Genomic DNA, 17,912 nt, shown 5'->3' on the forward strand with positions numbered 1-17,912 from the left:
GGCCGGCGAGCGCGGCGCCGCCGCGACGGGCCGGTACGTGGGGGCCCGGACCAGCCGGGGCTGACCCCAGGGAAAACTCCCGCGCGGCCCTGGCGGGTTCCGCTACCGTCCGCCTCCTGTTCCCCACCAGGAGGCCATGCCGTGCCCAGGCGCACCCGCATCACCTACAGCGGCTCCTACCAGCCGCTCCCGTCCGCACCCCCGGCCGCGGATGGACCGCTGCGCCCCGAGCTGGCCGACGTCGGCCGGCTGGCGCGCCGCGGCGTGCGCGCCGTGGTCGGAGCGGCGCGGGCCGGCGAGCGGCCGGCGCTGTCGGCCCTGCTCGTCGAGCACCTCGGCGGCTCGGGGACGGGGCTCGACGTCGTGGAGGAGGCGTGGCCGGGCTACGAGCACGTCAACGTGCAGGCGGGGCTGGAGGCGTGGCTCGCCGCGCCCGGCCGCACCGCCCGGCTGGTCGGGGTGGTCGGCCACCAGCACCGCCCGTTCGGGCTCGGTGAGCTCCTCGGCGACGACGCCGGACCCCGGGATCCCTTCGGCCCGCGTCCCGGCAACGCGGCCAGCGTGAACCTCGCCTGCGGCCCCGACGGCGCGGTCCGGCCGTGCGTCCGGTGCGGCCTGTACCTGGTCACCGAGGGCGAGGTGCGCACCGCCGTCCTGCTGCGCGGCGCCGACCCCGAGTACGGGCACCCTCAGGTGTCGGTGCAGGTGGTGAGCAGCGTTCCCGACCGGGCGGGCGCCGCCGCGGCCGGCATCCGGGCGGCGGCGGTGGAGCACAACGTCTTCCGCGGCCAGGTGCTGTCCTTCGGGCAGGAGGTCTTCGGGCACGGGCAGACGCTGCTGCAGTTCCACCGCCGCCCCGATCTGCGGGCCGACCAGCTGATCCTGGCGCCGGCCACCCTCGCCGAGATCCAGCGGCAGGTGGTCGACGTCGCCCGGCACAAGGCGCGGCTGCTGGCGGCCGGGCAGCACCTCAAGCGCGGGGTGCTGCTGTACGGCCCGCCGGGAGTGGGCAAGACGCACACCGTCCGCTACCTGATGAGCAGCTTGCAGGGCACCACGGTGATCCAGCTGACCGGCAACGCCCTGCACCTGATCGCCGAGGCGTGCTCGGTGGCCCGGGCGCTGCAGCCGGCCATGGTGATCGTCGAGGACGTCGACCTCATCGCCGAGGACCGCGGCATGCACCCCGGCCAGCACCCGTTGCTGTTCCAGCTGCTCAACGAGATGGACGGGCTGGCCGAGGACGCCGACGTCGTGTTCGTGCTCACCACGAACCGGGCCGACCTGCTGGAGCCGGCGCTGGCCGCCCGCCCGGGCCGGGTGGACCAGGCGGTGGCGCTGGAGCTGCCCGACGCCGCCGCCCGCCGGGCGCTGTTCGACCTCTACCGCGGGTCGCTGCGGGTGGACACCTCGCGGCTGGACGACGTCCTCGCCCGGTCGGAGGGGGTGACCGCCTCGTTCCTCAAGGAACTGCTGCGCCGGGCGGCGCTGCTTGCCGCGTCGCGCACCGCGGAGGGCGAGCGGCTCGAGGTCTCCGCCGCCGACCTCGACGCGGCCCTCGACGAGCTGCTCGACACCCGCAACGCGATGACCCGCGCGCTGCTGGGCAGCACGCCGGGGTGAGTCAGTTCGCCCTCGGGCCGGGGGCGTTCGCCGGGTCGCCGGCGGGGTCGAGCGTGGCACCGCCGGCCGGGTTCAGGAGCGGACCGGGGGCGCCGTCGCCGTGGCCCAGGGCGGCGACGAACTGCCGCAGCACGTCGTCGCCGGTGTGGAACGGCGCCCAGTCCAGCAGCTTGCGCGCCCGCGCCGTGTTCAGGGCCGGCACCTGCGTGCCGAGATCCAGCCAACCCGGCTCGGTGGGCACCACGTGGGCGGTGAAGGCGGCGTGCAGGGCGGCGCGCAGGGCGAACGCCGGCGTGGGCACCCGCACGCTGCCCAGGGCACGGGCCAGCGCGTCGGCGTCCAGGAGCGGTTCGGCGGCCAGGTTGAACGGGCCGGGGGCGCGCCGGTCGAGCATCCGCTCGATCGCGTCGGCGACGTCGTCGGCGTGCACGAACGCGATCGCCAGCGCCGGCAGCGGCAGCGGCAGGAGCCGGGCGAGCGGGCCGGGCAGCATCCGGGCGGCCCCGAACAGCAGCGGACCGAGGAAGTAGCGGCCGATCTCGCTGCCGGCCTCGGGCTGCAGCACCAGCGTGGGGCGGACGACGGTCAGCGTGGTGTCGCGGTGCCGGCCGAACACCTCGCGCACCACCCGCTCGGCGCCGGACTTGTCGCGGCTGTACTGCGAGCTGGGGATGCCGGTGGTCGGCCAGTCCTCGGTCACCCGGGAGCCGCGGGCCCCGCCGGCGTAGGCGCCGATGGAGCTCATGTGCACGAACTGGCCGACGCCGGCCGCGGCGGCGGCGCGGGCCACCCGCCGGGTGCCCTCGACGTTGACCTCGCGCAGCCGCTCGGGCCGGCGGCCGGGCTGCAGCGCCCACGCCAGGTGCACCACCGCGTCGGCGCCGGCGACGAACTCCGCGATCTCCGCCTCGCTCGCCGGCTCCCCGAGGTCGGCGGAGTGCCACCGCACGCCGTCGTACGGCGCCGTGGACGGGGCCGGTCGCCGCGCGAGCCCGCGGACCTCGGCCACGCCGGCCTTCGGGTCGGTGAGCCGGCGCAGCAGCGCGGTGCCGACGTTGCCGCTGGCTCCGGTGACGGCGATCGTGCGGCCGGCGAGGTGCCCGGGGGAGAGGTTCGGCATGCTCCTGCCGCTACCCGGCCGTCCCGGCCCCAACCGGTGCGGCCGGGACGCGCAGCCGCAGGCAGACCAGGGCGGCGAGCAGCAGCGCGGCGACCGCCACGCCGAAACCGGTGGTGATGCTGGTGGCCTCCGCGATCCGCGCGACCACGAGGCTGCCGACGATCCCGCCGGCCTGCAGCGCCAGGGCGGCGACCGAGACCGTCGTCGCCCGGTGCTCGGCGGTGACCCGGGTGTGCATGAGCTGCTGGCGCAGCGGCCACCCGGCCGCGTTGACCAGGTAGAACAGCGCGTAGGTGACAGCCGCGACGGCGAGCACCGGGCTCAGGGCCGTGGCGGCCACGGCGACCGCGGCCAGCACCGACACCGTGGCGGTGGCGACGGCGGTGGAGCCTCCGGCGGCCCGCCGCACCCGGCCGGCGAGCACCGAGCCGACCGACGCCGCGGCGAAGGACGCCGCCATCACGATGCCGAACACCGCGGTGCCCTCGGCCGGGCTGCCGGCCAGCTCGGCGAACCGCAGCGGCCCGAGCAGCTCGAGCGTGCCGAACACCAACCCGGCCACTCCGGAGAGCAGCAGCAGCCGGCGCAGGACGGCGTCGGCGCGGGTGAGCCGGCCGGTCTCCCGGATCAGCCGCGGCACGTCGCGGCAGCCGCGCAGCAGGGCAGCGGCCCCCGAGGTGTGCGCCGCCGGCGTCCGCAGCGGGGTCACGAGGACGACGATCGCCAGGAGGTAGACGACGTCGACCCCCGCCGCCACCAGGAACGGGAGGGTGAGGACGGCGGTGCCCGCGCCCTCGGCGAGCAGCGGGACCACGCCACCGAGCACCGCTCCCACGGCCAGCCCGAGACCGCTGGCCGCCGCGGCCCGGCTCAATCCGGGCGTGGTGTCGGCGTCGGGGTCGGCGGCGTGCGTCGCGTCGACGAACCACGACTCCAGCGGGCCGGAGTCCAGCGCCCGGCCGGCGCCGATCAGCCCGTAGGCCAGGGCGAAGACGGCGACGTCCTGGGCGGCGGCCATCGTCAGCAGCCCGGCGCCGCCGAGCACCGCGGAGAGCACCAGCACGGGCCGGTGGCCGATCGCGTCGGCCAGGCCGCCGGTGGGCAGCTCGAGGGCGACCGCGACGATCGAGTGCACCGCCACGGTGAGCCCGATCTCGGTCAGGGTCAGGCCGCGCGCCGAGGCGAGCAGCACGATCACCGGCACGGTGATGCCCAGCGGCAGCCAGCGCAGCGCGGTGAGCCCCACGTACCGGCGCTGCACGGCGGCGGCGCTCAACCCGGCGTTCACAGCGGGTAGGCCCGCAGCGGGAAGAGGTCGACCAGCACGTGCACGACCGGCTGGTCCGGGTCCTCGCGGGTGTCCCGCCAGCGCGCCAGCACGGCCATCAGCTCATCGGCCAGCTCCCGGGCGTCCTCGGGGCCCAGCCGCAGGCCGACGTCGTTGAGCGACGAGGCGACGCGCCAGTCGTCGTCGAGCCCGTCGCGCTCGGCGGCGTGCGCGGCGAGCATCCGGCGCTGCTGGGCGACCGTCCGGGCGGCCAGCTCACCGGCCAGCTCGCGACCGCCCGGCCGGGTGGCGAGCTCGGCCTCGTCCCAGGAGGTGCTGCGGTGCAGCGCCCGCCACCAGCGCTCCCGGCCGGTGCCCTCGCCCTCGACCTCCTCGACGAAGCCCGCGGCGGCCAGCTGGCGCAGGTGGTAGCTGGTGGAGCCGCTGCTCTCCCCGAGCCGGTCGGCCAGCCGGCTGGCCGTGGAGGGACCCTCGACGCGCAGCGCGCCCAGCAGCGACATGCGCAGGGGGTGGGCCAGGGCACGCAGCGTGCGGGGGTCGTCGACGGCTCGCGTCGCAGTCAGGGGCGGGTCGGTCGCCGTCGGCTGGCTCACGGTTCGACGGTAGCCGTGCAAAGAGACCTTTGCAAAGATTCTTTTGCATCCAGCCGCCACTCACCGACCGCGGATATGCGCCTCGGCGCGGTTATCCGGGCCGGATAACCGCGTCCGTGCGCATACGGGCGCGCTGCAGGGTCAGCCGCGGAGCGCGGTGCCGCTCGTGATCGGGTCGTCGAGCGCCTCCCCGCGGCGCTCGGGCAACCGCAAGGCGGCCAGCGCGGCCAGCACGAAGAAGGCGGCGAAGGCGCCGAAGACCAGGCCCGTTCCACCGGTGTCGACGAGCAGCGGGACGCACAGCGGAGCGGCGATGGAGGCCAGCCGGCCGAAGCCGGCCGCGGCGCCGGCGCCGGTCGCCCGCAGCGCCGTCGGGTAGATCTCCGGCGTCACCGCGTAGAGCGCGCCCCACGCGCCGAGGTTGAAGAACGACAGCACCATCCCGGTGAGCAGCACCGCCGTGTCGCCCTCGGCGGCCGCGAACATGCCCGCCCCGACGGCCGAGCCGAGGAGGAAGGTGGCGAGGGTCGGCCGGCGTCCCCACCGCTCGATCAGATACGCCGCAGCGGCGTACCCGGGGAGCTGGGCGAGGGTGATGTAGAGGGTGTACTCGAACGACTTGACCAGCGAGAACCCGTCGTTGAACAGCAGCGTCGGCAGCCAGATGAAGGCGCCGTAGTACGCGAAGTTGATGCTGAACCAGACGATCCAGAGCGCGGCGGTGCGGGTGCGCGTCGCCGCCGACCAGAGCGCGCCCGGGCCGGGGGCGGCGACGGCGGGCGGGGGAGCGGGCGACCGCACCGGCTCGACGTCCGCGGCCCGCTCGAAGCGGCGCACCGCGGCCTCGGCCTCGTCGGTGCGCCCGCGCAGTTCGAGGAACCGCACCGACTCGGGCAGCCCCCGCCGGACGACGACGGCGTACAGGGCCGGGACCGCGCCGATCGCCAGGGCCCAGCGCCAGCCGTCGTCGCTGGTCGGTACGACGAAGTAGCCGATCAGCGCCGCCAGCGTCCAGCCGACCGCCCAGAACGCCTCGAGCGCGACCACCACCCGCCCGCGCACCCGCGCGGGGGCGAACTCGCTGACCAGCGTGGAGGCCACCGGCAGCTCCGCGCCCAGGCCCAGGCCGATCAGGAAGCGGAAGACCAGCAGCGCCCCGACCGACCAGGACAGCGCTGCCGCGCCGGTGGCCAGGCCGAACACCAGCAGGGTGAGGGCGAAGACCTGGCGCCGGCCGACGCGGTCGGCGAGCAGCCCGCCCAGCGTCGCGCCCAGCGCCATCCCGACGAAACCGATCGAGCCGATCCAGGACACCTCGCCGTTGGACAGCCCCCACTGCGCGACCAGCGCGGTCATCACGAAGGAGATGAGCCCGACGTCCATCGCGTCCAGGGCCCACCCCAGCCCCGAGCCGACCACCAGCCGGCCGTGCTCCCGGGTGAACGGCAGGCGGTCCAGGCGCTCGGCGCGGGTCAGCGACGTCGTCTCCGTCATGGGGCGCAGTCTCGCAACCGCCGGCGCTCAGCCGCGGACGTGGGCGGTGACGAGCTCGGCGGTGCGGTCCGCGGCCAGCTCCGGGATCCAGTGCGGCACGTCGTCCAGGACCTCCAGCCGGTAGGCGGCGTCGACGAAGCGGGCGGTGTCCTCGGTGGCGGCGCGGCCGAGGAAGGCGTCGCCGGTGCTCCACACGTGCAGGGTCGGGACCCGCACCCGGCCCACCGGGTCGCGCCCGCTCCACGGCAGCGCCCGGTACCAGTTGAGCGCCGCGGTGAGGGCGCCGGGCTCGCGCATCCGGGCGACGTAGCGGTCGACGGCGTCCTCGGGCAGCCCGCCGTGCGCCAGCATCCGGCGCAGCGCCGCGCCGTCGCCGGCCAGCAGCAGCTGCTCGGGCACGACGGGCAGCTGGAAGAGCCCGACGTAGTACGAGCGCAGCGCCTGGTCGCTGGTCACCATGGCCCTGGCCATCGCGCCCGGGTGGGGTACCGAGAGCGCGGTGAGGGTGCGCACCCGGTCGGGGTGCCAGGCGCCCAGCGCCCAACCCACGATCCCGCCCCAGTCGTGGCCGACGACGTGGGCGTCGGGCAGCCCTGCGGCGTCCAGCAGCGCGAGGACGTCGCCCACCGTCTCCCGCAGCCGGTACGCGCCGCGGCCGCGCGGCCGCGCCATGGTCGAGTAGCCCCGCTGGTCGGGCGCGAGGGTGCGCAGGCCGTGCTGGTGCAGCGCGGGTGCGACCCGGTCCCAGGCGGTGGAGTCCTGCGGGAAGCCGTGCAGCAGGACGACGGGCTCGCCGTCGCCGGGCCCGGCGTCCCGGACGTCGAAGGTGAGGCCGTCACGTCGGAAGCTGTCCACCCGACGACTGTGCCCCGGCCCGCGCCCGTGCGCACGGGGACGGGCTCGTCGGAGCAGGGGGACGCGCGCTGGCCGCGGTGTCGCCCGGAGGGCGACAATGTGATCGTGACTGCGCCCCCTGTCGAGATGATCGTGCTGGTCGACGACGACGGCCGGGAGATCGGCACCCTGCCCAAGCCGCAGGTGCACCACGGGGAGACCCCGCTGCACCGGGCGTTCTCGGCCTACCTCTTCGACGAGGAGGGCCGGCTACTGGTCACCCGGCGCGCGGCGGACAAGGCGACGTTCCCGGGCATGTGGACCAACACCGTCTGCGGCCACCCCGGCCCGGGGGAGGACGACGGCGCGGCCATCGCGCGGCGCGCGGACTTCGAGCTCGGGCTCCGGGTGGCCGACGTCCGGCCGGCGCTGCCCGGGTACCGCTACCGCGCGGTGTTCCGCGGGGTCGTGGAGAACGAGATCTGCCCCGTCTACGTCGGCCGGTTCGGCGGTACGCCCGCCCCCGAGCCGACCGAGGTGGGTGAGTGGGAGATCCTCGACTGGGCCGACTTCCGCCGCCGCCAGGAGACCGAGGGCGACGCCTGGTCGCCCTGGTGCCGGGAGCAGGCACGGCTGATCGAGGAAGCCGGGCTGCACCGGGTCTGACCGGCGGGTCCGTCACGCTCCGGGGCCCGCCGGTCGCGGCTCGAACAGGGACGGCGAGTCCCGTCGTCCAGTCCCCGGGCAGCCGCGGCGGCGTCGCTACGGTCCGCGCCATGGACCGACGACGCTTCCTGCTGAGCCTGGCGGCCGGGCTGGCAGGTACGGCGGTGGCGCGCGGTGCCGCCGGTCTCGGGGACGCCGCCCCGCTGCCGCTGCCGATGCCGAAGCCGGAGGCCGCGGCGGCGAGGGCCGGCAGCGAGCCCCCGCGCGGGCTGCCGGGGGTGCAGGCGCAGGTGCCGCCGACCGGGGTGGTCGACGGGCTGCCCGGCGAGGGCGCCCTGCTGGCGCTCACCATCGACGACGGCACGGACACCGAGGTCGTGGCGGCGTTCGCCCGGTTCGCCACCGACAGCGGCGTCCGGCTGACCTTCTTCCCCAACGGCTGCTACCAGGCCTGGGCGGACAACGCCGCGCTGCTGCGCCCGCTCGTGGAGTCCGGCCAGGTGGCGATGGGCAACCACACCTGGTCCCACCCCGACCTCACGACGCTCGGCGACGCCGAGGTGGCCGAGGAGATCCGCCGCAACCGGGACTTCCTGCGCGACACGTTCGGCGTCGTCGACAGCCCGTTCTTCCGGCCGCCCTTCGGGGCGCACGACGAGCGCACCGACCGGATCGCCGCCGACCTCGGGCACCCCACGATCGCCATGTGGAACGGCACGTTCGACGACGCGCGGCTGATCGGCGCCGACGAGCTGATGGCCGCCGCGAACCGCTGGTTCACCCCGCAGACGATCGTGGTGGGGCACGCCAACCAGCCGACGGTCACCACCGTGTACGGGCAGCTCCTGGAGCTGATCGCCGCCCGCTGCCTGCGCACGGTCACCCTGGCCGACGTCTGGTCCACCCGGCTCTGAGGGCGCCCGGCGCCCGACCTGCGCGGCCGGCGATCTTCGGCGAGGCTGTCGGGAACCGAGCCGCACGGACGACGGAGGAGCAGGCTGCATGGACGGATCGCTGAAGGGCCGCGTGGCGCTGGTGACCGGCGGGGCGAGCGGTCTGGGCCGCGCCACCGCACTGGCCCTGGCCGAGGCCGGCGCCCACGTGGCCATCGCCGACATCGACGCGGCCGGCAGCGAGGAGACGCTCTCCCGGGTGAGCGCGGCCGGGGGCTCGGCCGAGGTCGTCGGGCTGGACGTCACCGACGACGAGAACCGCCGCTCGGTGGTCGCCGGGCTGTTCGACCGGCACGGCGACGCCTTCGACATCCTGGTCAACGTCGCCGGCATCGACCGGCCCGGCTACATCACCGACATCGACCTCGCGGACTACCGGCAGGTGCAGGCGGTCAACTGCGAGGGCCCGGTCTTCCTCACCAGCGAGTTCATGAAGCGGGTGCAGCACCTGCCGGCCGAGCGCACCGCCGACGTGGTGCACGTCGTCTCGCTCTCGGCGATCACCTCCGGCAGCGGCGCGATCGCCTACAACGGGTCCAAGGCCGGCTTCCTCAACGCCACCAAGTGCATCCAGCGGGAGCTGCGCGAGAAGGCGGTGACGCAGCCCGACGGCAGCGAGCGGCCCTTCCCGTGCCGCGTGCAGAGCGTGATCCCCGCCGCCATGGACACCCCGATGATGGAGCAGTGGGGCATCCCCGGGCACCTGATGATGCCGCCGTCGGCGGTCGCCGAGGCGATCCGCACCCTGCTGCTCCTGCACCCGGCCGCCTTCATCCCCGAGATGCAGATCGTGCCGCGTCTCGAGCCCAACTTCCCCCGCTGACCGACCGTGAGGAACTGCCGCGTGAGCGCTCCGGACGACCCGACGCCCGACTCCGCGATGGCCTCCGGCTCGGACGCCGGTCAGCCCGGTGGCCACCTCGGTCCCGGGGACCTCGCGCCCGACGAGGAGCGGCTGCTGGCCGCGCTGGAGCGCGGCGTGACCCCGGCACCGGCCGACTTCCCGGCGGAGGTCCTCAAGGTGGTGCGCGCGGCGGAGGACGAGGCGCCGCTGCCCGGTGCCGGCGGTGCGCCCGACGACGGGCTGACGCCGCGGTTCACCGCCCCCGGCGGGGACTGAGGCGCGGCCGGGTCAGTTCTCCCGAGGACGCAGCCGGACGGCGACCAGCGCGACGTCGTCCTCCGCGCCGTCGGGGAGCAGCCGCTCGATCAGCTGGTCGCTCATCGGGTCGACCGGCAGCTCGCACAGCTCGGCCATCGCCTCGACCAGCCGCTCGATGCCGTCGTCGAACACCTGGTCCCGGCGCTCGACCAGCCCGTCGGTGTAGAGCAGCAGCGTCGAGCCCGGCTCGATGACCGTCGACTGCTCGCTCCGGCGCCGGGTGGGGTCCACGCCGAGCAGCAGCCCGGGGCGCCCGGGCACGAGCAGCTGCTGGTCGCAGCCAGGGGTGACGACCAGGGGCGGCAGGTGCCCGGCCGTGGCCCACCGCAGGCGGACGCCGCCGTCCCGCTCCTGGCCGGGCCGGTCGAGCCGGCCGACGAGCACCGTGGCCATCGCGCCGAGGTCCAGCCCCTCGATCGCGGCATCGAGCCGGGACAGCACGGCCGCCGGGCCGGAGGCGTCGTCGTAGGCGATCCCGCGGAGCAGGCCGCGCAGCTGCGCCATGGTGGCCGCGGCCTCGGTGTCGTGGCCGACCACGTCGCCGATCACCAGCACGGTGGAGCCGTCCGGCTGCTGGAACACGTCGTACCAGTCGCCGCCGACCTGCGCCTCCCGCCCGGCCGGCACGTACCGCACCGCGACGTCGAGGTGGTCGGGCTCGGGCGGGTCGGAGAGCAGGCTCCGCTGCAGCGTCTCCGCCGCGCGCACGAGGCTGCGCGAGCGGGCGTAGAGGGCCTCGAGGAGGTGGGTCCGCAGCTCGGTGGCCTCGACGACCTCCTGCGCGCTCCACGGCTCCGACCGGCCGCGCACGGTCTCCCGCCACCGCTCGAATGACTTGCGCGGGCTGAGCCGCACCTCGTCGCCCTCCCGCTCGGCGATCGCCTTGTTGTGCGGGTCGCCGCCCCAGTCGATGTGCCGCACCGCCTCGCCGCGGAACCAGAGCACGTACTGGCCCTCCGGCAGGGGCAGCACCAGCACGCCGGCGGTCTGCTCCGTCGGCCGGACCGTGCGCGCCTCGACCGCCAGCGCGTCGGTGGCGACGACGTCCTCGGCCCGGGCGGCGGCCCACTCGGCGATCCGGTCGGCCAGGCCCGGGGGCAGCTCGGCCCCGGCCGTGCCCCGGTTGCCCTGCAGGTCGACCACCACGCCGTCGGCGTCGAGCAGGTCCAGCAGGTCCGGCGAGCCCAGCAACGTGTCGGTGAGCAGGCGTTCCTCGTCCATCGCCGCGGCGGTCAGCCAGGCCAGGGTGGAGCGCGCCCGCAGCGCCCGGTGGAACTCGTCCTCCTGCGCGCGGTCGATCAGCCGCACCGACAGCGTCGAGCCGAGGAATTCCGCGGCGGCGCGCGTGGCGTACGGCGGCGCGTGCGGCCCGCTGTAGTGGTGGCAGGCGATGAGCCCCCAGAGCTTCTCCCCGCGCAGCAGCGAGATGGACATCGAGGCCTGCACGCCCATGTTGTGCAGGTACTCGACGTGGATCGGCGAGACGCTGCGCAGGGTGGAGTAGGTCAGGTCCAGCGGGCGGCCGCTGACCGGGTGGTCGACCGGCTGCAGCGGGACCGGCGTGTAGTCGACGTCGGAGATCAGCCGGATCCAGTTCTTCTCGTACAGCGCCCGCGCCTGGGCGGGGATGTCCGAGGCCGGGTAGTGCAGGCCCAGGAACGGGTTGAGGCCGGCGGCCTTCGCCTCGGCCACGACCTCGCCGTTGTAGTCGGCGTCGTAGCGGTAGACCATCACCCGGTCGAAGCCGGTGAGGGTGCGCACGGCCCGGGCGGTGATGTCGTACAGCTCCTGCAGGCTCGTGGCCCGGTCCAGCGCGGCGACCGTGCTGCGCACCGCCTGGTAGGTGTTCGGGAAGGAGAACGGCCGCGGGCCGAACGCCGGCTCGAGCTCCACGACGAGGCTGGTGCGCGGGGCCGTGCCGGGCTCGGCGACCGGCTCGCCGTGCGCGTCGGCAACCGCCACCCCGGGCCGGATGACCGCGCGGTGCAGCAGCGCGTCGACCGGTACGGGGCTGCCGTCGACGGTGAGCGTCACCTCGACCGGGTTCCGCTCCCGCAGGTCGCCGAAGGCGCTCGCCGAGCGGATCACCGCGTCGGCCGCCGCCACGCCCAGCACGTCGGACAGCGGCCGGCCCAGCGCCTGCTGCCACGGCACGCCGGTGAGCTCGGCCAGGTTCCCCGACACCTGCTGGACCAGCCAGTCCGGGTCGCTCACCGCGATGAGCACGCCGCGCGGCTGGATGCTGCCCGGGATGTGGATGGGCTCGCGTTCGCAGTTGGTGAGGTCGACCGGAGCCCCCGGCGCCAGGAACGCGACGTCGCGGTCGACGTCGGTCACGCGGGCACCCGCTGGACGCGGCCGGCGGGCCGGCACCACTCCGCGAGCGCCCGGAACGTCCCCCGGGCGGCGGCCAGGACGCGCTCGGCGTCGCCCCCGGCCGCGACGTGCTCGCGGGTGACCCGCCGGTAGGAGGCCCACATGGCGCCGGTGTCCGGCCCGTAGGGCGAGAACGCGCGGAGGCGGACGTCGGCCAGGGCGGGCAGCCCGCTCAGGTGCCGGTCGATGAACGTGCCACCGAGCGTCGAGCCCTCGAGCACGTACAGCCGGCCCAGCGCCTCGTCGGTACCGGGAACCGCGGGCAGGACGGGCGCCGTGGCCGGCACGGGGGCGCCCAGCGCCCGCAGGTCCGCCGCGAACAACCCGGCCCGGCGCCGGCGGGCCCAGCCGACGGCGCCCGCGTCGGCCGGCCGGGAGGTGGCCCACTCGTCCAGGCCCGCCTCGGCCGCCGTCCAGAAGCCGTGCATCAGCCCGAGGACCAGGGCCAGCCGGTCCCGGTCGAGCTCCGGGTCGAGCAGGTCCAGCGTGTCCTCGAGGTCCTGGTGCTCCTCGGCCGTCCCGGTGCGCAGGCTGCGCAGCACGTCGTCGTCGCCGCTGCGGTGGTACCGGTGCGCAGCCGTCTCTCCCGCAGCCATCCGGGAAAGCGTAGGTGACCGGCGGGGATCAGGGGCGGTGAGCCGGGGAACCGGAGGTGAGGCGTGCGGCACGCAGGCCGGCGTGCAGCAGCAGCCGGGCGTCGCCGTCGGCCGGGTCCAGGCCGGTCAGCGCCGCGATGCGGCCCAGCCGGTAGTACAGCGTCTGCCGGTGGATGCCCAGTTCCTCCGCCGTGCGGGCCGCGCTGCCGGCGCGGTCGAGGAACACCTCCGCCGTCGCGGTGAGCACCGGGTCGGCCAGCAGCGGGGCCAGCACCGGGTCGGGGCCGGTCAGCTCCGCCGCCAGCCGCCAGGCACCCAGCTCGCCCCAGTGGGCGACGGGGGAGAACCGGTCGACCGCCGCGGCGACCCGCGCGGCGGTGCGCGCCTCGCGCCACTGGCCGGTGAGGTCCGCGGTGCCCGCCCGGACGGCCGACACCCCGGCGGTGCTGCCCGCGGGCAACGTGCGCAGCGACGCCGCGGTCAGGGCGCCCGCCGGGCGGAGGTCGGACGCGGCCGGGAGGGGCACGAGGACGGCGACCACCCCGCCGTCCAGCTCGGTGGAGACGGCGCCGGCCGCCGGCAGCCGCCACCCCGCCGGGAGGGCGCCGCCCGCCGCGGCGAGCGCGACCAGCACCACGGCGCCGTCGCCGGCCAGCCGCCCGGCCAGCCGGCGGGCGGCCGGCGCGCGCACGCCGGGCCGCCCGTCGAGGGCGTCGGCGAGGGTCTCCCGGAGGTCGTCGGCGGGTCGCCCGGACAGCAGCCGGCCGGCGTCCGCGGCCAGGTCCCGGGCGCGGGCCAGCGCCGGGTCCCCGTCGTCGTCGGGGTCGATGCGGCCGTCGTCGAGCAGCCACAGGTAGCCGTGCGTCCGGTTGCCGTGCCGCACCGGCAGCACCACGCGGGTGAGGATGCCGGCGACCGGGTCGGCGGGGGTGCGCAGCGGCCGGGTGGCCGAGGCGATGCCGAAGTCCTCGAACCACCGCCGGGTCTCCGGCGCCGAGCCGCGGGTCAGGATGGAGCGGGTGCGGACGGCGTCGATCGGGTCGGCGCCGCTGTCGTCGTGGGCGCAGAAGGCCAGTAGCGTGAAGTCGGCGTCCTCCAGCGTCGCCGGTGCCGCGAGCACGCGGGACACCTCGTCGACCAGGTCCTGCAGGTCGTCGCGCATCCGCCCCCCTCGCCGGCCGGCCACCCGAGCCGGTCTCGTACAGCTGTATGAGAGCAGATGCCGCAACTCCGGACATCCGTCCCTGGCCCGCAGGGGTGGGGGTGCCTAGCGTTCCCCGTGTCGGCGTCGTCCGCTCCCGGGAGGTCCCGTGCCGCTGTCCAAGGCCCCGTTGTCCGCGGTGCTGCTCGCCGCCTCCCGCCGGCCCGCCCTGCGCCGGGCGGTCACCGGGACCCCGGCCACCCGGCGGGTGGTCGACCGGTTCGTCGCCGGCGAGACGCTGGACGACGCGCTGGGTGCCGTCCGCACGCTGACCGCGGACGGCATCGCGGTGACCCTCGACCACCTCGGCGAGGACGTCACCGACCGCGCCCAGGCGCGGCGCACGCGCGACGCCTACCTCGCCGCGCTGGAGGCGCTCGCCACGCTCGGCCTGGGGACCGCCGCAGAGGTCTCGGTCAAGCTGTCGGCCTTCGGGCAGGGGCTGCCCGACGGGCACGACCTCGCGCTGGAGCTGGTCCGCCCGGTGGTCGAGGCGGCCACCGCCGCGGGGACGACGGTCACCGTCGACATGGAGGACTCCCGCACCGTCGACTCGACCCTCGCCGCGGTCGCCGAGCTCCGCAAGGAGCACCCGGGCACCGGCGCGGTCCTCCAGTCGATGCTGCACCGCACCGAGGACGACGCCAAGACCCTCGCGGTGAGCGGCTCCCGGGTGCGGCTGGTGAAGGGCGCCTACGACGAGCCGGACACGGTGGCCCACCGGAGCCGCAAGGACGTCGCCGCGGCCTACGCCCGGTGCCTGGAGATCCTGATGAGCGGGCCCGGCTACCCCATGGTCGGCTCGCACGACCCGGCGATGGTGCAGCGGGCGCACGAGCTCGCGGCGCAGCACTCGCGGGCCGCGGACAGCTGGGAGGTGCAGATGCTCTACGGGATCCGCACCGACGAGCAGCGCCGGCTGGCCGCCGCGGGCACCCGCGTGCGCGCCTACATCCCCTACGGCAGCGACTGGTACGCCTACTTCATGCGCCGCCTCGCGGAGCGGCCGGCCAACGTCGCCTTCTTCCTCCGCTCCCTCGCCACCCGCTCCTGAGAGAGGTCCGACCATGGATGCCGTCACCCGTGTCCCGGCCCCGCGCAACGAGCCGGTGCTCACCTACGCCCCCGGCACCCCGGAGCGCGACCAGCTGCAGGCCCGGCTGGGCGAGCTCGCCGCCACCCCGGTGGAGCTGACCGCCACGATCGGCGGCCGGCAGCGCATGGCCGGCGGGAGCCGGTTCGACGTCGTGCAGCCGCACCGGCACGCCGCCGTCCTCGGGACGTCGGCGCACAGCACGCACGGCGACGCGCAGGACGCCGTGCGCTGCGCCAAGGAGGCGGCGCCGGCCTGGCAGGAGCTCTCCTTCGACGACCGCGCGGCGGTGTTCCTGCGCGCCGCCGACCTCCTGGCCGGCCCGTGGCGGCAGACGCTCAACGCCGCCACCATGCTGGGCCAGAGCAAGACCGCCCAGCAGGCCGAGATCGACAGCGCCTGCGAGCTGATCGACTTCTGGCGCTACAACGTGCACTTCGCCCGCCAGATCCTGGCCGAGCAGCCGGAGTCCTCGCCCGGTGTCTGGAACCGCACCGACCACCGGCCGCTCGAGGGCTTCGTCTACGCGATCACGCCGTTCAACTTCACCGCGATCGCCGGCAACCTGCCGACCGCGCCGGCGCTCATGGGCAACACCGTCGTGTGGAAGCCCGCCCCCACGCAGCAGTTCGCCGCGCACTTCCTGATGCGGCTGCTGGAGGAGGCCGGGCTGCCGCCGGGCGTGATCAACCTGGTGCCCGGCGACGGGATCGCCGTCTCCGAGGTGGCGCTGGCCGACCGCGATCTCGCCGGCATCCACTTCACCGGGTCCACCCCGGTGTTCCAGCACCTCTGGCGGACCGTCGGGGAGAACATCTCCGGCTACCGCGGCTACCCGCGGATCGTGGGCGAGACCGGCGGCAAGGACTTCGTCGTCGCCCACCCCTCGGCCGACATCGACGTGCTGCGCACCGCGCTGGTCCGCGGGGCGTTCGAGTACCAGGGGCAGAAGTGCTCCGCGGCCTCGCGCGCCTACGTGCCGCGGTCGGTCTGGGCGCGGCTGGAGGACGACCTGGTCGCCACCACCGAGTCGCTGGAGATGGGCGACGTCACCGACTTCTCGAATTTCATGGGCGCGGTCATCGACCGGAAGTCTTTCGCCAAGCTGTCCGGTGTGCTCGACCGCGTGGAGGGCGACCCGGCGCTGTCGATCGTCGCCGGTGGCACGGCCGACGACCGCGAGGGCTTCTTCGTGCGGCCGACGATCATCGAGGGCACCGACCCCGGCCACGACGTCTTCACCACGGAGTACTTCGGCCCGGTGCTGGCCGTGCACGTCTACGACGACGCCGAGTACGACGCCGTCCTGACCCAGATGGAGTCGGTGGCGCCGTACGCGCTCACCGGCGCGGTCATCGCGCAGGACCGGGTGGCGATCGCCCACGCCCAGAAGTTCCTGCGGCATGCCGCGGGCAACTTCTACGTCAACGACAAGCCGACCGGCGCCGTCGTCGGCCAGCAGCCCTTCGGAGGCGGCCGGGCCTCTGGCACCAACGACAAGGCCGGCGCCATGCAGAACCTGATGCGCTGGACCAGCAGCCGGTCGATCAAGGAGACGTTCGCGCCGCCCACCGACCACCGCTACCCCCACCAGGCCTGACCGCTGCCCTCCATGTTGATCAGGTGACCTGATCGTCTGTGGTCCTGGCTCACCACCGGTGGTGAGCCAGGACCACATCAGGTGAGCCAGGACGCCGCGGTCAGGCGACGTCGAGCTCCGACCCTGGCTCCGGACGACGGACGACGGTGAACCGGCGCGCCTCTGCGTGCGGCTTCGCCAGCATGCGGATGAGGTCGGCGACCGTTCCCTTCCAGCCACCACCGAGGTCGGCCTTGGCGATCCGCACCACCCGGACGTCGAGCCGCCGGACGCTGTCCTCGCGGCGTTTCTCCTCCCACAGCACCTCGTGGGCGTGCGGCCGCCGTACGGGTCGCTGTACTTGACCTGACCGTCGAACTCGATCGCCACGGCCGCCTCCTCGTACCAGGCATCGACGCGGGCGACGAACCCGCGGGCGTCGTGCAGCTCCACCTGCAGCTCGGGGCGAGGGAGCCCGGCGGCCAGCAGCGCCAGCCGGCCCTCGGTCTCCAGCGGCGACTCGGCCCGACCGTCGCTCAGCCCGACCGCCCGCGCCGCCCGGGAGGCCCCCGTCCGGTGCCGGGCAGCGTGCACGGCGAGGAGCAGGTCCGAGCGGAGGACCCGCCGCTGGTGGAGCGCGGCGTCCACCGCGATCACCGCGTCCCGCAGCGACCACTCGCGAGCGCAGTCGACCAGCGTCCGTGGCACCGACGTGGTGGCGAAGCGGTCGATCCACGGGACGGCGTCCGCCTCGGGCAGGGCGGCGCGGGCGACGCGGTAGCCGCGGCCGGCACGCCACTGGTCGACCGAGGTGACCCGGACGTCGGTGCCTGCGGACGCCGGCACCAGGAGCTCGTGCCGCCGGGCCGCCGACGCGTGGCTCAGCACCGGACCGGCGGCGAGGCTCAGCAGGACCGCGATCGCGGCCAGCAGGTGGCTCTCGTCCTCGCCCGCGGCGGCCAGGCGCGCGGAGGAGATGTAGACGCCCTTGCGCAGGCGGGTCCACCGGCTGCGCAGCTCGGTGCGGATGTCGTCGACCGAGTAGCCGGCAGCCAGCGCCTCCTGGCTGGTGAAGACCCCGAGTCGCCGGTCGGCGCGGAGCTGCAGCAACGGATGCACCGGCCGAGTGTCGCCACCACGGCTCGTCCGCCGTCCAGGTCCGGCGAATCTGTGGACAACCGCCGTCCTGGCTCACCTCACGGGGTCCTGGCTCACCGTCGACACTGAGCCAGGACCCACAACGATCAGGACGCTCCTATGACGGGTCAAGCCGCGAGCGGTGGTGATTCGAGGCGTCGGTAGAGCTCGCGGGCGATGTAGCGCTTGAGGCAGCG

Annotated in this window: 16 protein-coding genes; 7 read left to right on the forward strand and 9 right to left on the reverse strand. The window is 75.5% G+C overall.

The window, feature by feature from the left end:
• Positions 1-141 precede the first annotated feature (141 nt).
• Positions 142-1,623, forward strand: coding sequence for an AAA family ATPase (locus tag BD833_RS21760; protein ID WP_166535256.1), 1,482 nt, complete (start codon positions 142-144; stop codon positions 1,621-1,623).
• A 1-nt stretch (position 1,624) separates the two neighbouring features.
• Here BD833_RS21760 and BD833_RS21765 read toward each other — a convergent pair whose 3' ends face one another.
• The 5 genes from BD833_RS21765 to BD833_RS21785 all read right to left on the reverse strand — a co-directional run bounded on the left by BD833_RS21765 (position 1,625) and on the right by BD833_RS21785 (position 6,973).
• Complete coding sequence (locus BD833_RS21765; protein ID WP_166535257.1) at positions 1,625-2,743, reverse strand: NAD-dependent epimerase/dehydratase family protein; 1,119 nt, start codon at positions 2,741-2,743, stop codon at positions 1,625-1,627.
• Between the two features lie 10 nt (positions 2,744-2,753).
• Positions 2,754-4,019: an MFS transporter gene (locus tag BD833_RS21770; RefSeq protein ID WP_166535258.1), complete on the reverse strand. Its 1,266-nt coding sequence runs from the start codon at positions 4,017-4,019 to the stop codon at positions 2,754-2,756.
• Positions 4,020-4,027: 8 nt separating this feature from the next.
• Entirely contained in the window at positions 4,028-4,624 is a 597-nt protein-coding gene (locus BD833_RS21775; RefSeq protein ID WP_208092821.1) for an ArsR/SmtB family transcription factor, read from the reverse strand.
• Between the two features lie 141 nt (positions 4,625-4,765).
• Complete coding sequence (locus BD833_RS21780) at positions 4,766-6,118, reverse strand: MFS transporter (protein WP_166535259.1); 1,353 nt, start codon at positions 6,116-6,118, stop codon at positions 4,766-4,768.
• A 27-nt stretch (positions 6,119-6,145) separates the two neighbouring features.
• Positions 6,146-6,973: an alpha/beta fold hydrolase gene (locus BD833_RS21785; protein ID WP_166535260.1), complete on the reverse strand. Its 828-nt coding sequence runs from the start codon at positions 6,971-6,973 to the stop codon at positions 6,146-6,148.
• Between the two features lie 105 nt (positions 6,974-7,078).
• On the opposite strand from BD833_RS21785, the gene idi reads away from it, so the two are divergent.
• The 4 genes from idi (at position 7,079) to BD833_RS21805 (ending at position 9,691) form a co-directional block, all read left to right on the forward strand.
• Positions 7,079-7,618, forward strand: coding sequence for an isopentenyl-diphosphate Delta-isomerase (idi, locus tag BD833_RS21790; protein WP_243737879.1), 540 nt, complete (start codon positions 7,079-7,081; stop codon positions 7,616-7,618).
• Between the two features lie 110 nt (positions 7,619-7,728).
• Positions 7,729-8,532: a polysaccharide deacetylase family protein gene (locus BD833_RS21795; RefSeq protein ID WP_166535261.1), complete on the forward strand. Its 804-nt coding sequence runs from the start codon at positions 7,729-7,731 to the stop codon at positions 8,530-8,532.
• 88 nt (positions 8,533-8,620) lie between these two features.
• Positions 8,621-9,394 carry an SDR family NAD(P)-dependent oxidoreductase gene (locus BD833_RS21800; RefSeq protein ID WP_166535262.1) on the forward strand — a complete coding sequence of 258 codons (774 nt, stop codon included), beginning with the start codon at positions 8,621-8,623 and terminating at the stop codon, positions 9,392-9,394.
• A gap of 21 nt (positions 9,395-9,415) precedes the next feature.
• The gene (locus tag BD833_RS21805; RefSeq protein ID WP_166535263.1) at positions 9,416-9,691 is read left to right on the forward strand and encodes a hypothetical protein; all 276 of its coding nucleotides are present in this window, start codon (positions 9,416-9,418) and stop codon (positions 9,689-9,691) included.
• Between the two features lie 12 nt (positions 9,692-9,703).
• On the opposite strand, the gene BD833_RS21810 is transcribed toward BD833_RS21805, so the two are convergent.
• Genes BD833_RS21810 through BD833_RS21820 form a run of 3 tightly spaced genes read right to left on the reverse strand, consistent with a single transcriptional unit; the run spans position 9,704 to position 13,867 of the window.
• Positions 9,704-12,070 carry a SpoIIE family protein phosphatase gene (locus BD833_RS21810; protein ID WP_166535264.1) on the reverse strand — a complete coding sequence of 789 codons (2,367 nt, stop codon included), beginning with the start codon at positions 12,068-12,070 and terminating at the stop codon, positions 9,704-9,706.
• The gene (locus tag BD833_RS21815; protein WP_166535265.1) at positions 12,067-12,705 is read right to left on the reverse strand and encodes a biliverdin-producing heme oxygenase; all 639 of its coding nucleotides are present in this window, start codon (positions 12,703-12,705) and stop codon (positions 12,067-12,069) included. Before BD833_RS21815 ends, BD833_RS21810 begins: the two co-directional genes overlap by 4 nt.
• Before the next feature lie 28 nt (positions 12,706-12,733).
• Complete coding sequence (locus BD833_RS21820; RefSeq protein ID WP_166535266.1) at positions 12,734-13,867, reverse strand: PucR family transcriptional regulator; 1,134 nt, start codon at positions 13,865-13,867, stop codon at positions 12,734-12,736.
• Positions 13,868-14,015: 148 nt separating this feature from the next.
• Between BD833_RS21820 and BD833_RS21825 the strand changes: the two genes are divergently transcribed.
• The gene (locus tag BD833_RS21825; protein WP_243737880.1) at positions 14,016-14,960 is read left to right on the forward strand and encodes a proline dehydrogenase family protein; all 945 of its coding nucleotides are present in this window, start codon (positions 14,016-14,018) and stop codon (positions 14,958-14,960) included.
• 13 nt (positions 14,961-14,973) lie between these two features.
• On the forward strand, positions 14,974-16,599 hold the full coding sequence (gene pruA, locus BD833_RS21830) for an L-glutamate gamma-semialdehyde dehydrogenase (protein WP_166535267.1): 1,626 nt from the start codon (positions 14,974-14,976) through the stop codon (positions 16,597-16,599).
• 100 nt (positions 16,600-16,699) lie between these two features.
• Here pruA and BD833_RS21835 read toward each other — a convergent pair whose 3' ends face one another.
• Positions 16,700-16,903 (reverse strand): hypothetical protein, encoded by a 204-nt coding sequence (locus tag BD833_RS21835; protein ID WP_166535268.1) that lies wholly within the window; start codon positions 16,901-16,903, stop codon positions 16,700-16,702.
• Positions 16,904-17,912: the final 1,009 nt, after the last annotated feature.

It is taken from the genome of Blastococcus xanthinilyticus, from assembly GCF_008124835.1.
In the GTDB taxonomy this organism is placed as follows: Bacteria; Actinomycetota; Actinomycetes; order Mycobacteriales; family Geodermatophilaceae; genus Blastococcus; species Blastococcus xanthinilyticus.